At 73.8% G+C, this 13,758-nt stretch carries 11 protein-coding genes; 2 read left to right on the forward strand and 9 right to left on the reverse strand.

Features of this window, described 5'->3' with window-relative positions; translation table 11 throughout:
• Positions 1–101 precede the first annotated feature (101 nt).
• Complete coding sequence (locus tag ACWFNE_RS10495) at positions 102–311, reverse strand: BldC family transcriptional regulator (RefSeq protein WP_034626666.1); 210 nt, start codon at positions 309–311, stop codon at positions 102–104.
• Positions 312–746: 435 nt separating this feature from the next.
• On the opposite strand from ACWFNE_RS10495, the gene ACWFNE_RS10500 reads away from it, so the two are divergent.
• On the forward strand, positions 747–950 hold the full coding sequence (locus ACWFNE_RS10500) for a DUF3073 domain-containing protein (RefSeq protein WP_034626664.1): 204 nt from the start codon (positions 747–749) through the stop codon (positions 948–950).
• Positions 951–1,397: 447 nt separating this feature from the next.
• On the opposite strand, the gene purM is transcribed toward ACWFNE_RS10500, so the two are convergent.
• The 8 genes from purM to purL form a co-directional block, all read right to left on the reverse strand.
• On the reverse strand, positions 1,398–2,546 hold the full coding sequence (gene purM, locus ACWFNE_RS10505; protein WP_452122359.1) for a phosphoribosylformylglycinamidine cyclo-ligase: 1,149 nt from the start codon (positions 2,544–2,546) through the stop codon (positions 1,398–1,400).
• Positions 2,543–4,090: an amidophosphoribosyltransferase gene (gene purF, locus ACWFNE_RS10510; RefSeq protein ID WP_452122360.1), complete on the reverse strand. Its 1,548-nt coding sequence runs from the start codon at positions 4,088–4,090 to the stop codon at positions 2,543–2,545. The genes purM and purF overlap by 4 nt, the downstream gene beginning before the upstream one ends.
• Positions 4,091–4,144: 54 nt before the next feature.
• Positions 4,145–4,702: a hypothetical protein gene (locus ACWFNE_RS10515; RefSeq protein WP_452122361.1), complete on the reverse strand. Its 558-nt coding sequence runs from the start codon at positions 4,700–4,702 to the stop codon at positions 4,145–4,147.
• Between the two features lie 37 nt (positions 4,703–4,739).
• Entirely contained in the window at positions 4,740–5,117 is a 378-nt protein-coding gene (locus ACWFNE_RS10520) for a sterol carrier family protein (protein ID WP_452122362.1), read from the reverse strand.
• 149 nt (positions 5,118–5,266) lie between these two features.
• Positions 5,267–6,604 (reverse strand): glycoside hydrolase family 6 protein, encoded by a 1,338-nt coding sequence (locus ACWFNE_RS10525; RefSeq protein WP_452122363.1) that lies wholly within the window; start codon positions 6,602–6,604, stop codon positions 5,267–5,269.
• Positions 6,605–6,866: 262 nt separating this feature from the next.
• A complete protein-coding gene (locus ACWFNE_RS10530; RefSeq protein ID WP_452122364.1) occupies positions 6,867–8,315 on the reverse strand; it encodes a cellulase family glycosylhydrolase in 1,449 nt (482 codons plus the stop codon).
• A gap of 299 nt (positions 8,316–8,614) precedes the next feature.
• Complete coding sequence (gene rsgA / locus ACWFNE_RS10535; RefSeq protein ID WP_452122365.1) at positions 8,615–9,739, reverse strand: ribosome small subunit-dependent GTPase A; 1,125 nt, start codon at positions 9,737–9,739, stop codon at positions 8,615–8,617.
• A 169-nt stretch (positions 9,740–9,908) separates the two neighbouring features.
• Positions 9,909–12,305: a phosphoribosylformylglycinamidine synthase subunit PurL gene (purL, locus tag ACWFNE_RS10540; RefSeq protein ID WP_452122366.1), complete on the reverse strand. Its 2,397-nt coding sequence runs from the start codon at positions 12,303–12,305 to the stop codon at positions 9,909–9,911.
• 230 nt (positions 12,306–12,535) lie between these two features.
• Here purL and ACWFNE_RS10545 point away from each other — a divergent pair, with 230 nt between their 5' ends.
• Positions 12,536–13,639 carry a hypothetical protein gene (locus ACWFNE_RS10545; RefSeq protein WP_452122367.1) on the forward strand — a complete coding sequence of 368 codons (1,104 nt, stop codon included), beginning with the start codon at positions 12,536–12,538 and terminating at the stop codon, positions 13,637–13,639.
• Positions 13,640–13,758 lie beyond the last annotated feature (119 nt).

Genomic DNA, 13,758 nt, shown 5'->3' on the forward strand with positions numbered 1-13,758 from the left:
GGGACCCCGACGGCTCGTGCGCGGAAATCGGACAGGGCAGCATGGCGCGTCGGGACAGGACGCGGCAGGCCCGGAGGGGACGGGCTGACGGTCGGTACGGGTCAGGCGGTCGTCGCGCGCTGGCGCGGGATGCCGTCCAGCAGCTCGCGGACCTCGGCCTCGCGGTAGCGGCGGTGACCGCCCAGCGTGCGGATCGAGGTCAGCTTGCCGGCCTTGGCCCAGCGGGTGACGGTCTTCGGGTCGACGCGGAACAGGCTCGCAACCTCGGATGGTGTGAGCAGCGCCTCGGACTCGGCGGGGTGTGCGGACATCGACTGCCTCCAGGTGGAGCACCGCCGCAGCAGCAGCCCCGACCTACGGCGCCCCCACCCCGACCGTGCTGGTGAACGAATGTTGCTGACCGGCACGCACACGACACCCGGGGCAGCCCCCCACGCGCCGCTTCACCTAGCATGACGTACCCGCTCCAAAGCCGCATTTCGTAGCACGAGTTGGTCACATCGGCGACCTGCGGCGTAGTCTGGAGCGGTTCTGCAACGATACACATCGGGGCGATCCCGACCAAACGGTAGCTTTGATTGCGTCGGTCCCGCTGTGACGTGATCGCCCGGGTGAGAGCTCGCCGCGAGTGGTCGGAATACCGGCGGAGCATGTACCGTTGCCCCACGAAGAGACGATTCAGCACCCCGGGGCCGCACGTGTCAGCACGTAGCCGCCCCGCATCCACGTAAGAGGGGGTCGATGCCATGGGGCGCGGCCGTCAGAAGGCTAAGCAGACGAAGGTCGCTCGGGAGCTGAAGTACTTCAGCCCGGAGACGAACTACCGAGCTCTCGAGCAGGAGCTCACGTCGCACGGCCGCAACGATGTCGTGACCGACAGCCGCCGCGCTGTGGACACCGACGACGACCCGGACGGGGACGACCTCCCCTCCTGGCTCACCGAGCGCTGAAGCACCCGCCGAGGCCGACCGCGAGCGATCGCGGTCGCTCGGCCGTGCCGTTCGCCGGCTGACGGCGGAAGGATCGGCGCCGGCCTCCGCCGGCTCTCGCGACCGGTCGACGCCCGCCCCGGCCGGCTCTCGCGACCGATCGTCACGGGCCGTCTCTCGCGCCCGTGGACGCCGGCTCCCGTCGTCTGTTCCGGTTGACGACGTCTCGTGCCGGGCTGACGCCTCCGGCCGTCCGCGACACGCACCCCGTGCCGCGCCACCCCGGGCGTCCCAGCGGCGCGCGCGAGCGACCCGGAGCGCACCCCGCCTGCGTCCGACGCAGCCCGGGCGGGCGCAACGTCAGCACCCCCCGCCCGCGTCCGACGTGACCCGTGTGCGCGGCTGCCGCACGCTCCGCGCCGCGCCCGACGCCACCCGCGCGCGAGCGCGTCCGATGTACGATCCGCCTCAGCCGACGCGGTACGCGCCCGAGAGCCGGACGGCCCCCGCGTGCACGCCCTTGGTCCCCGTGACGAGGTCGCTGTCGCCCGTGACGTCGCGCACCGGGTCGATGTCGCGCACCGACCCGAGCACCCACGCGGGCAGCCCGAGCTCGCCGGCGTGCGCGAGCACCCCGTCGACCGCGTCGGCGGCCACGATCGCGACCATGCCGACGCCGAGGTTGAGCGTGTTCTCGAGGTCGCCCCAGGGGACGTTGCCGAGCCCCTGCACGAGCGAGAACACGGGCGGCAGCGTCCACCCGGAGCGGTCCACGTCCGCGACGACGCCGGCGGGCAGCACGCGCGCGACGTTCGCCGCGAGGCCTCCCCCGGTCACGTGACTGAACGCGTGCACGCCGCCGGCGGCCCGCTCGACGAGCGCCAGGCAGTCGGACGCGTACACGCGCGTCGGGGTGAGCAGCTCCTCGCCGAGCGTGCGGCCCAGCTCGGGCACGTGACGCTCGAGGCCCCACCCGGCGACCTCGACGACCTTGCGGACGAGCGAGTACCCGTTGGAGTGCAGCCCGGACGAGCCCAGGGCGACGAGCACGTCGCCGGTCCGGACGCGCTCGGGGCCCAGCAGCTCGTCGGCCTCGACCAGCCCCGTGGCGGCACCGGCGACGTCGTAGTCGTCGGGACCCAGCAGGCCCGGGTGCTCGGCGGTCTCGCCGCCGACGAGCGCCGTCCCGGCGACCTCGCACGCCGCGGCGATGCCGCGCACGATCCCGGCGATCCGCTCGGGCACGACCCGGCCGCACGCGATGTAGTCGGTCATGAACAGCGGGGTCGCCCCGACCACGACGATGTCGTCGACGACCATGCCGACGAGGTCGAACCCGATGGTGTCGTGGATGTCGAGGGCCTGCGCGATCGCGACCTTGGTGCCGACCCCGTCGGTCGACGTCGCGAGCAGCGGCCGGCGGAAGCGCAGCAGCGCCGAGGCGTCGTACAGGCCGGCGAACCCGCCGACGCCGCCGAGCACCTGCGGGCCGTGCGTGGCGCGCACGGCGTCCTTCATGAGCTCGACGGCCTTGTCGCCGGCGTGCGTGTCGACCCCGGCGTCGGCGTACGTGACGGAGGGCGCGCCGGTCCCGGCGCCCGGGACTGCGGCGCTCACGGGTGGTCCAGGGCGGTCGCGCCGCCGGCGCCGTGCAGGAGCGTCGCGAGGCCGTCCTCCGGGGCGCCGAGCGGGAGCTCGTTCTGCTCGAGCAGGTGCTTGCCGAGGCGGTCCGACGGCGGCAGCTCGATCGGGTACCTGCCGCTGAAGCACGCGGTGCACAGCTGCGACGCGGGCTGCTCGGTCGCCTCGATCATGCCCTCGGCGGAGATGTAGCCGAGCGAGTCGGCGCCGAGCGAGGCACCGATCTCCTCGACCGCGAGGCCGTTGGCGATGAGCTCGGCACGCGAGGCGAAGTCGATCCCGTAGAAGCACGGCCACTTGACCGGCGGTGAGCTGATCCGGACGTGGACCTCGGCGGCGCCGGCCTCGCGGAGCATCCGGATGAGTGCGCGCTGCGTGTTGCCGCGCACGATGGAGTCGTCGACCACCACGAGGCGCTGCCCGCGGATGACGTCCTTGAGCGGGTTGAGCTTGAGCCGGATCCCGAGCTGGCGCAGCGTCTGCGACGGCTGGATGAACGTCCGCCCGACGTAGGCGTTCTTCGTCAGGCCCTGCCCGAACCGGATGCCGGACTCGGCCGCGTACCCGACGGCCGCGGGGGTGCCCGACTCGGGGACGGGGATCACCAGGTCCGCCTCGACCGGGTGCTCCTGCGCGAGCCGGCGGCCCATCGCGACGCGCGCGGCGTGCACGGAGCGGCCCGCGATCGACGTGTCGGGGCGCGCGAGGTAGACGTACTCGAACGCGCAGCCCGCGCGGTCGACCTTCGCGAAGCGCGTGCTGCGGAGCCCGTCGGCGTCGATCGCGACGAGCTCGCCCGGCTCGATCTCCCGGACGAACGAGGCCCCGACGATGTCGAGGGCCGGGGTCTCGCTCGCGACGACCCAGCCGCGCTCGAGGCGACCGAGCACGAGCGGGCGCACGCCCTGCGGGTCGCGCGCGGCGTACAGGGTGTGCTCGTCCATGAAGACGAGGCAGAAGGCGCCCTTGAGGCGCGGGAGCACCTCGAGCGCCGTGGCCTCGAGCGTGTGGTCGGGGTCGCCCGCGAGCAGCGCGGTGATGAGCGCCGTGTCGGTCGTGTTGCCGCGCGCGAGCTCGCCGCGGCGCTGGGAGCCGTACCGCTCCGCGACGAGGTCGACGAGCTCCGCGGAGTTCGTGAGGTTCCCGTTGTGCCCGAGGGCGACGGTCCCGCCCGCGGTGGCGCCGAGCGTCGGCTGCGCGTTCTCCCACGTGCTGCCGCCCGTGGTCGAGTACCGCGTGTGCCCGACGGCGATGTGCCCCTGCAGCGCGTTCAGCGCGGTCTCGTCGAACACCTGCGAGACGAGTCCCATGTCCTTGTAGACGAGCAGCTGCTCGCCGTTGGACGTGGCGATGCCCGCCGACTCCTGCCCGCGGTGCTGCAGCGCGTAGAGCCCGAAGTAGGCGAGCTTGGCGACCTCTTCACCCGGAGCCCAGATCCCCATGACGCCGCACGCGTCCTGGGGTCCCTTCTCGTGGGGTAGGAGGTCGTGGTTCAGAAGTCCGTCTCCGCGAAGGGCCACGTCACCATGGTCGCACAACGGTCCGCGCCGACGGCACCGAGGACCGCACCGCGGTCACCGCCCGCGCAGGCTCCGGCGGTCGGCCACGACGGCGGCGATCCCCGCGACGAGCGCCCCGAGGGTCGCGCCGGCGAGGGCGACGAGCAGACGTGCGGAACCCTGCCCGTCGAGGAACGAGATGAACCCGGTGCCGCCGTCGCCCTCGACCGAGGAGCCGGTGACCAGCGCGGCGACGAAGCCGAGCACGGCGCCCAGCAGCACTCCCGCCGTGACGAACGCCCCGAACTTCGGGGCCCGGCGCACGGTCGCGGGCTCGGCGACGCGAGCCAGCTCGGCCTCGTCGGGCACGGGCGAGGGTGCCGTCGGGACGGGGTCCACCGCCGCCGACGACGGGAGGCCCGACGCCGCGCCCGTGGTCGCGGCCGCCTCCGCCGGTGCCGCCGACGACGGGAGGCCCGGCGCCGCGCCCGTCGTCGTGGCGGCGTCCACCCGCGCCGCCGACGCCGCGCCCGTGGTCGTGGCGGGTGCAGCACCCGTCGGCGCGGCGTCCACCGGCGTGCCGGGGGCCGGGGCCGGGCGGTGCTGGGGCGACTCGTGCGACTCGTCGGGCATCGGACCAGCGTAGGGCGGAGGGAGCCCGGACCCGCACTCAGCGAGCGCGCGCGGCGTGCAGCGGGAGGTACCCCGAGAGGTCGGCCCGCTCGCCGGACGCCCGCACGCGGCCGGCGGCGAGCGCGGCGTGCCAGGTCAGCTCCCCGGTCGCGAGCGCGAGCCAGGTCGCGGGGTCGGTCTCGACGACGTTCGGCGGGGTGCCGCGCGTGTGCCGCGGGCCGTCGAGCGCCTGGACGGCGCCGTCGGGTGGCACGCGCACCTCGACGGAGTGCCCGGGCGCGACGTCCGCGAGCTCCTCGAGCGTGAAGCGGACCGCGGTGCGGCGCGTGGGGACCGGGGCGGCCGACGGGTCCGCGCGCCAGACGGCGAGCGCGGCACGGCCGTCGGCGGGCTCGGTGCGGCGGCGTGGGGGCACGTCACGATCTTGCCGGACCCGCAGGGTGCACGCGCACCGCGCCGGCACCCACCGCACGGTCCGGGCGCAGCACGACGCCGGACGGACGGTCCCCGCGGAGGGATCCGTCCGGCCGGCGTCGGTCGGTCAGCAGGCGTGGGTCGCCGGCGTCACCACTTGGCGTTGCGCGCGAGCTCGAGCGCCTGCGACTGGAACCACTGGCCGGCGGCGGGGCCGCCGTTGCAGGCGCCGTCGCTCTCGCCGGGCAGCTTGACCCAGAGCGTCGCGTCGAGCCCGCCGCTGTTGACCAGCGCCGGCTTCTCGCCGAGCGCGCGACCGCTCGGGTTGCACCACTCGGACCCGTTCGGGCCGTTGCCGTTGCGCGACGTGTCGATGACGAACGTCTTGCCGCCCGTGAGCTGCGAGATCTGCTGGCCGTAGGACCGCGACTCGGCGGTCGTCCGGTAGTTCGAGGTGTTCAGCGCGAAGCCGACCGCGTAGTCCCAGCCGATCTGGTTGAGGCGCTGGGCCGCGACCGACGGCGAGAGCCAGGCCGAGTGACCGGCGTCGATGTAGACGCGGCCGCCGGCCTGCGTGAGCTTCTGCGCGGCGTACTTGAGGTAGCCGACGCGGTCGCCCTGGCCGTCGCAGTCGCCGAGCTGGGCGAGGGCGTCGGGCTCGAGCACGATCCACGGCTTGCCGACGATGCCGGCGGCCACCTGGTCGATCCAGCCGGCGTACTCGCTCGTCGCGACGCCGCCGCTCGAGTGGTTGCCGCAGTCACGGCCCGGGATCGCGTAGATCACGAGGAGCGCCGTCTGGCCCTTCGCCGCGGCGGCCTGCGTGACGGTGCGGACCTCCTGCTGCGAGACCGAGGGGCTGTTCCAGTTGCCGATCCACGAGCCCGCGGCGTTGGTCGAGATCTTCTCGAGCAGGCGGCGGTTGTCCCCGCTGGCCGCGGCCGCGGCGGTGGCGGCCTGCGTGTTGGGGTTGACCCAGAACGTGCCGCTCGGCACGGGGGTCGTCGTCGGGGTGACGGTCGGCGTCGGCGTCGGCGTCGGGGTCGAGGTCTGGGTGGGCGTCGGCGTGCTGACCGGGGCGCCCGTGCAGGCGACGCCGTTGAGCCGGAACGCGGTGGGGGCGCCGTTGGCGCCGCTCCACGAGCCATTGAAGCCGAAGCTCGCGGTGCCGCCCGTGCCGACGTTGCCGTTCCAGGACATGTTCTTGACCGTCACGGCGGCGCCGCTCTGGCTCGGGACCCCGTTCCACAGCTGCTGGATCGACTGACCGGACGGGAACGTCCAGTCGACGCTCCAGGAGCTCACCGGGTCGCCGAGGTTGGTCACGGTGACGTTGGCGCCGAAGCCGCCGCCCCACTGGTTCGTCACTGCGTAGTCGACCTTGCAGCCGGCGGCGGCCTGGGCGGAGGTCGCGGTGACCGCGCCGATCCCCGTCACCGCCAGCAGGCTCGCCGACAGCAACGCCGCTGCCTTCGTGCGCTGAGACATGCTTCTCCTATCGTCGGGGTGCGTGCGCCCACGGGATGTCGACGTCGGTGTCGGAGCCGCGCGGGGTCGCTTCGTCAGGAGACGAGACAAGCCCAGCGAAACCCTTCGACGCCAGACGGCAAGCGCATTCCGTGGTTCGCGAATCGTTTTGGCAAACACGGCTCTGCACCGGTGCAGGGCCGAGGTCGGCACACCGGGCGCAGGCGCTCGGCACGCCGGCCGGCGCCCACCGCGGGAGCGGCAGGCGCCGGCCGTCAGGACGTCAGAAGCTGTCCGCCGTCACGATCCGGCTGCGGACGAACTGGCCGGACGTCGACAGCTGCGACGTGCCGAAGTTCGAGCCCGAGCAGGTGCCCGCCTTGAACACCGCCGAGCTCTCGTTGGCGTCGGAGTACGTCCAGTTGACGTGGCTGATCTTGAGAGAGTCGAGCAGGTCGAGCCACGCCGTCGAGCTCGCGATGTCGACCGAGCCACCACCGGTGGCGCTCGTGGTGCCCCACTCCGTCACGAACAGCGGGAGCCTGCCCGCCGCGTTCCGGACCTCGGCGCGGTAGTTGTCGAGGTGCGACGCCGCGTAGAAGTGGAACGTGTACATGATGTTCGAGAAGGCGATCGGGTTGGCGATGATCTCCGCCGAGCTCGAGCCGTTCGAGACCCCGAGCGACGACCAGCCGCGCGTGCCGACGATGATCACGGCATCGGGGTCGGCCGCCTTGATGACCGGGATGACCTGGTTGGCGTACGTGCGGATCTGCTCCCACGTGACGCCGTTCGGCTCGTTCGCGATCTCGTAGATCACGTTCTTCTTGGCCGCGTTGCGCGTGGCGACGTTCTGGAAGAACGTCTTCGCGTTCGCCAGGTTCTCGTTCGGGTCGCCCGGCGTCAGCGTGTGGAAGTCGATGATCGAGTACATGCCGCGGGCCTCGGCCTGGTCGACGAGGTTGTTCACCTGCGAGGTGAAGCCGGCCGGGTTCGTCGTGTAGCCACCCTCGTTGACGTACATCGCGATCCGGAGGACGTCGGCCTTCCAGTCGTTCGCGAGCACGTCGAGCGAGGTCGTGTTGTAGCAGGCCGGGAACCACTGGAGCCCGTGCGTGCTGACGCCGCGGAGCTGGATCGGCTTGTTGTTCTGGTTGCACAGGTTCACGCCGCAGACGTGGAGCTGGCCGTTGATCGCGAGCGGCGTCGAGCCCGTGGGCGTCTGCGTCTGCGTCGGGGTGGGGGTCGGCGTGGGGGTGCGCGTCGCCGTCGGGGTCGGCGTGGGGGTGCGCGTGGCCGTCGGCGTCGGCGTGCTCGTGACCGTGCCGGTGCACGTCACCCCGTTGACGGTGAAGCTCGTCGGGACGGGGTTGGAGCCGCTCCAGGAGCCGTTGAACCCGAAGCTGGTCTGGGCACCCTTCGGCAGGGAGCCGTTGTAGCTCGCGGACCGGGCGGTGACGACCGCGCCGCTCTGGGTGACGGTCGCGTTCCACGACTGCGTGACCTTCTGACCGGACGCGTACGTCCAGCCGATCGTCCAGCCGTCGAGACTGTCCCCGAGGTTGGTCAGCGTGACGTTGGCGCCGAAGCCGCTGCTCCACTGGTTGGTGACGGCGTAGTCGACCTTGCAGCCGACGGCCGCCTGGGCCGAGGTGGCGGTGATCGCGCCGATCCCCGTCACCGCCAGCAGGCTGGCCGACAGCAGGGCGACCGCCCTGGTGCGCTGAGACATGCATCTCCTCGTCGTGGTGGTGTGCGTCGCGCGGCTCCCCTCACCGACCTCGATGTCGGGGCCGGCGGGGATCGCTCGGTCGCTGTCGAGGATGGGCGGTCGTGCGCCCGCTCGCCAGGCCTTGCGATTGCGTAATCGATTAGGCAACCGACCGGTCGGGCGACGGGCACTCGAACGGGCGGCCTCTCCAGGGTGCACGCGGTGGGCGCGGCGGCGCAGGCGTTCCGCGTGAGAGAGGTTTCATGTCGAGGTCCGGCGTCGGACGACGCACCGGGCCGCCCTCCGGACGGCCCGCACGCTCAGCGGCGGGGAGCCGCGCGCTGCCCGCGGTGGTGCTCGACGGTGGTGCGCCTGACCTGAGCCCGCTGCTCGGCGGCGAGGCGCGCGTCGGCCCGGCGCGCCTGGAACGCCGCCTCCCGCGCGAGGCGCTGCCAGCTCGCGAACCGTCGCTGCGGAAGGTCCCCCGCGGCGAGCGCCTCGCGCACCGCGCAGCCGGGCTCGCTCGCGTGCGCGCAGTCGCGGAAGCGGCACTCTGCCGCGAGCTCCTCGACGTCGGGGAAGGTCGTGCTGAGCGCGTCGGCGTCCGCGACGAGACCGACCCCGCGCACCCCCGGGGTGTCGATGAGCATCGCACCGCCGCCGAGCGCGACGAGCTCGCGGTGCACCGTCGTGTGCCGGCCGCGCCCGTCCGCCCGGCTCTCCCCCGTCGCCATGACCTCACGCCCGGCGAGCGCGTTCACGAGCGTCGACTTCCCCGCACCCGAGGGGCCGACGACGACGATCGTCGTCCCCGGCGTCAGGAGCGCCCGCAGCGGATCCAGGCCGGTCCCGCGCGTCGCGCTCACCACGTGCACCCCGACCCCGATGGCCGCGTCCGCAACCTCCGCCGCGATCGCGTCGGCGTCCGGCGCCAGGTCCGCCTTCGTGAGGACGACGACGGGCTGCGCGCCCGAGCGCCACGCGAGCGTGAGCAGGCGCTCGACGCGCCCCAGGTCCGGCTCGGGGTCGAGGTGCTCGGCGACCACCACGACGTCGACGTTCGCCGCGAGGGCCTGCGTCAGGGACGTGCGGTCCGCGGAGTCGCGGACGAGCGCGGTGCGGCGGGGCACGAGGCGGGCGACGCGCGCCGGGGCGCCGGGGCGCTCGTCGAGCACGAGCATGTCACCGACCGTCGGGGCGAGGCGCGTGCCGTCGTCCGTCGGGGCGAGACCGTCGCGGTCGAGCGCGACGCGCTGCGGGACGGGGACGCCGCGAGCGGCCGGGTCGGCGTCGGGGGCCGCCTCGCGGGAGCCGCCCTCGTGCACGGCCGGGCCGTCCCCCGGCGCCGGCTCGACCGTGCCCGCGGCGTCCGTGGGCAGCACGAGGACGGCGTGCCGGTCGACACGCACCACCCGGACCACCGGGCCGCCCTGCTGCTCGTCCATGCGAGCGACGCTAGGACCGGCCCGGCGCGCCGGGCCACGCATTTATGCCGCGGTCACACGCGGGTCCTCGGCGGCGACGCGCGGTCGAGCGGCGGCCCGCCCTCGGAGGCGACGCCGACGCACCCGGCCCGCGCCGCTCCAGCGGCCGCGCCGCACATCGACCGGCGCCTCACGCGAAGTACCGCGGCAGCGTCCCCTCGTGCGCGGCGCGGGCCTCGGCCAGCGGCAGCGTGAACAGCCCGGCGACCTCGACCGACGGGGTGTGCTCGTGGTCCGTGGCCGGGTCGGAGCCGCCTGTCGCGACACCCGCACCGGGGGCGCACGCGTCGTCGGTCACGCCGAGGCGCAGGACCGGGACGCCGCGCGCGGTGCACAGGTCCGTGAACCGGACCTCCTCGCTGCGCGGGACCGCGACGATCGCGCGGGCCGTCGACTCGGATAACAGCGCCTCGAAGGGCGTGACCCCGTCGCGCCGGCACAGCGGCTCGAGGTCGACCTGCACCCCGACGTCGTACCGGAGGCTCGACTCGACGAGCGCCTGGGCGAGCCCGCCCTCGGAGAGGTCGTGCGCGGCGTCGACCAGGTTGTCGCGGCTCGCACGGACCAGGACCTCGGCGAGGCGGCGCTCGGCCTCGAGGTCGACCGCCGGGGGCAGGCCGCCGAGGTGGGCGTTCGCGACGTCGTCCCACGCGGAGCCGTCGAGCTCGCCGCGGGTCGTCCCGAGCAGGTAGACGCCCTGACCCGGCTGCGTCCAGCCGGACGCGGTCGCGCTCGCGACGTCGTCGAGCACGCCGAGCACGCCGACGACGGGGGTCGGGTGGATCGCGGAGTCGATGTGCCCCGGCTCGCCGGTGCCGTTGTAGAGCGACACGTTGCCGCCGGTCACGGGCACCCCGAGCGCCTGGCACGCGTCCGCGAGCCCGCGGATCGCCTCGACGAGCTGCCACATCGAGTCCGGGTGCTCGGGGCTGCCGAAGTTGAGGCAGTCGGTCACCGCGAGCGGGCGCGCGCCGGTCGTGGCGACGTTCCGGTAGGCCTCCGCGAGCGCGAGCTGCGCGCCGGTGTACGGGTCGAGCTTCGCGTAGCGGCCGTTGGCGTCGGTCGCGAGCGCGACGCCGAGCCCGGTGCTCTCGTCGACCCGGACGACGCCGCCGTCGTCGGGCTGCGCGAGCGCGGTGTTGCCCTGCACGAACCGGTCGTACTGGTTCGTGACCCACGCCTTCGACGCGAGGTTCGGCGACGCGAGGAGCTGCAGCACGGTCGCGCGGAGCTCGTCGGGCGTGCTCGGGCGGGCCACGCGCCCGGCGGCCTCGGGGCCCGAGACGGTGTCGGCGTTGAGCGCGTCCTGCCACGCCGGGCGCGCGTACGGCCGGTCGTAGACCGGACCCTCGTGCGCGACCGTCTTCGGGTCGACGTCGACGATCCGCTGGCCGTGGTGGTCGATCGTGAGCCGGCCCGTGCCGGTGACCTCGCCGATCACCGCCGTCTCGACGTCCCACCTCGACGTGATCGCGAGGAACGCGTCGAGCTTCTCCGGCGTGACGACCGCCATCATGCGCTCCTGCGACTCCGACATGAGGATCTCGCCGGCGGTCAGGGACGGGTCGCGCAGCAGCACGTTCTCGAGGTCGACGTGCATGCCGCCGTCGCCGTTGCTCGCGAGCTCGCTCGTCGCGCACGAGATGCCGGCCGCGCCGAGGTCCTGGATGCCCTCGACGACGCGCGCCGCGTACAGCTCGAGGCAGCACTCGATGAGCACCTTCTCCATGAACGGGTCGCCGACCTGCACCGACGGGCGCTTGGACGGCTTCGCGTCGTCGAACGTCTCGCTCGCCAGGATCGACGCGCCGCCGATGCCGTCGCCGCCCGTGCGGGCCCCGAACAGCACGACCTTGTTGCCGACGCCCGACGCGTTCGCGAGGTGGATGTCCTCGTGGCGCAGCACGCCCAGGCACAGCGCGTTGACCAGCGGGTTGCCCTGGTACGACGGGTCGAACACGAGCTCGCCGCCGATGTTCGGCAGGCCGAGCGAGTTCCCGTAGCCGCCGACGCCGGACACGACGCCGTGCACGACGCGCGCGGTGTCCGGGTGGTCGACCGCGCCGAACCGCAGCTGGTCCATGACCGCGACGGGCCGCGCGCCCATCGAGATGATGTCGCGGACGATGCCGCCGACGCCGGTCGCGGCGCCCTGGTACGGCTCGACGTAGCTCGGGTGGTTGTGCGACTCGACCTTGAACGTGACCGCCCAGCCGTCGCCGATGTCGACGACCCCGGCGTTCTCGCCGATCCCGACGAGCAGGTGCTTCTTCATCTCGTCGGTCGTCTTGTCGCCGAACTGGCGCAGGTGGTTCTTGCTCGACTTGTACGAGCAGTGCTCGGACCACATCACGGAGTACATCGCGAGCTCGGCGGCCGTGGGGCGGCGGCCGAGGATGTCGCGGATCCGCTGGTACTCGTCGGGCTTGAGGCCGAGCTCGGCGAACGGCTGCTCCTGGTCCGGGGTCGCGGCCGCGTGCTCCACGGTGTCGGACGGGTGCTGGACGTGCTGGGGCGCGGTGGTCATCGATTCCCTCGGCTGGTGGCCCGGCCCGGGCGTGAGCCCGCGGGCGTCCGTCGGCAGACGTGACCCAGGTTACCGGCGGCGGGTGAGCGCACGTGCGGGGTGTCCGCGCGGGCGGGTGCGGGCGGCGGTGCTGCCCGGAATGTTTCACCCTGTCCTGTGTGTGCCTGGCTCGCTAGCGTCCGATCAGCGGGTGGCGACGGCGCCCCCGCACCGGATCCGGGGGGACCTCCATGGCACACACCGTGCTCGCTGCTGCACTCGTCGTCACGACGGCGGTCGCGGGCTACGCCTCACCGACGCCCGCGGCCACCACGCCGCCCGGGCCGGTCGCGGTGACGACGTGCGGGCAGACCGTCACGTCGGACGCGTACCTCGCGCACGACCTCACCTGCCCGACCGACGTCGCCGTGGTCCTCGAGGGCGACGGCGTGGACCTCGACCTGCGCGGGCACGTGCTGCGCGGGACGCGCGAGAGCAACGGCGTCGTGCTGCCGGGCTGGGAGAACCACACGATCAGGAACGGCACGATCCGCGGCTTCGGCGCCGGCGTCTCCACGACGGAGGTGGACGTCACGGTCCCCGAGCCGCGCGTGCGCCTGCAGGACGTCGTCCTGCGCGAGAACTGGTTCGGCCTCGACGCGTCGTTCACGAGCCGCGTCGTGGTCGACGGCGGACGGGTCGTCGACAACGACACCGGGCTCGCCGGTGGGTTCCAGGGGTACGTCGAGGTGACCGGCGGGACGGTGTTCCGCGGGAACGGCCTGGCGATCAGTCAGTGGGTCGACGTCGAGGGGGCGACGTTCACGCGGAACGACCTCGTGGGCGAGTGCTCCGACGGGTACCTGCGCATCAGCGGGTCCCGGATCACCCGCAACCGCCAGGTGTTCGGCGGCACCTTCGCGTGCGCGCCGGCCCTCGAGGGCTCCTACGTCGCGCACAACGACCTCGTGCTCCCCGTCGAGCACTACCCGTCCGGCACCGCTCTGCTGACGGACAACGACTTCGTGCGCAACGGCGTGGTGATCGACGCGTTCGGACCCGTCGAGGCGGTCGGCAACACGTTCGTCCGCAACGACGTCGCCGTGCGCTCCCCCGAGGTCGGGGTGCCCGCGGAGAACCCGGACTGGGTCTGGCCGTTCGTGACCCTCACCGACAACATCTTCCTGCGCAACGGCGACGCGATCGACGTGCTCAGCCCCGGCGTCCTCACCGGCAACCGCGTCGAGCGCAGCACCGGGTGGGGGATCCACGCCCCGAACGTGACCGACGGCGGCGGCAACACCGCCTCGCGCAACGGCCGCGAGCCGCAGTGCACGGGGGTGGTCTGCGGCTGAGCCGGACGGCGGCGCGCGGCACGGCGGTGCGGCGGCGCGCGGCACGGCGGTACGGCGGTGCTCGGCACGGCGGTACGGCGGCGCGCGGCACGGCGGTGCGGCGGCGCGCGGTGCGGCGG

Source organism: Cellulomonas sp. NPDC055163, from assembly GCF_053607065.1.

Excerpts from the sequence above, each read along its gene's own strand:
- ACWFNE_RS10495 (WP_034626666.1), bottom strand. The coding sequence starts at position 311 with ATGTCCGCACACCCCGCCGAGTCCGAGGCGCTGCTCACACCATCCGAG.
- ACWFNE_RS10500 (WP_034626664.1), top strand. The coding sequence starts at position 747 with ATGGGGCGCGGCCGTCAGAAGGCTAAGCAGACGAAGGTCGCTCGGGAG.
- ACWFNE_RS10515 (WP_452122361.1), bottom strand. The coding sequence starts at position 4,702 with ATGCCCGACGAGTCGCACGAGTCGCCCCAGCACCGCCCGGCCCCGGCC.
- ACWFNE_RS10525 (WP_452122363.1), bottom strand. The coding sequence starts at position 6,604 with ATGTCTCAGCGCACGAAGGCAGCGGCGTTGCTGTCGGCGAGCCTGCTG.
- ACWFNE_RS10530 (WP_452122364.1), bottom strand. The coding sequence starts at position 8,315 with ATGTCTCAGCGCACCAGGGCGGTCGCCCTGCTGTCGGCCAGCCTGCTG.
- rsgA (WP_452122365.1), bottom strand. The coding sequence starts at position 9,739 with ATGGACGAGCAGCAGGGCGGCCCGGTGGTCCGGGTGGTGCGTGTCGAC.
- purL (WP_452122366.1), bottom strand. The coding sequence starts at position 12,305 with ATGACCACCGCGCCCCAGCACGTCCAGCACCCGTCCGACACCGTGGAG.
- ACWFNE_RS10545 (WP_452122367.1), top strand. The coding sequence starts at position 12,536 with ATGGCACACACCGTGCTCGCTGCTGCACTCGTCGTCACGACGGCGGTC.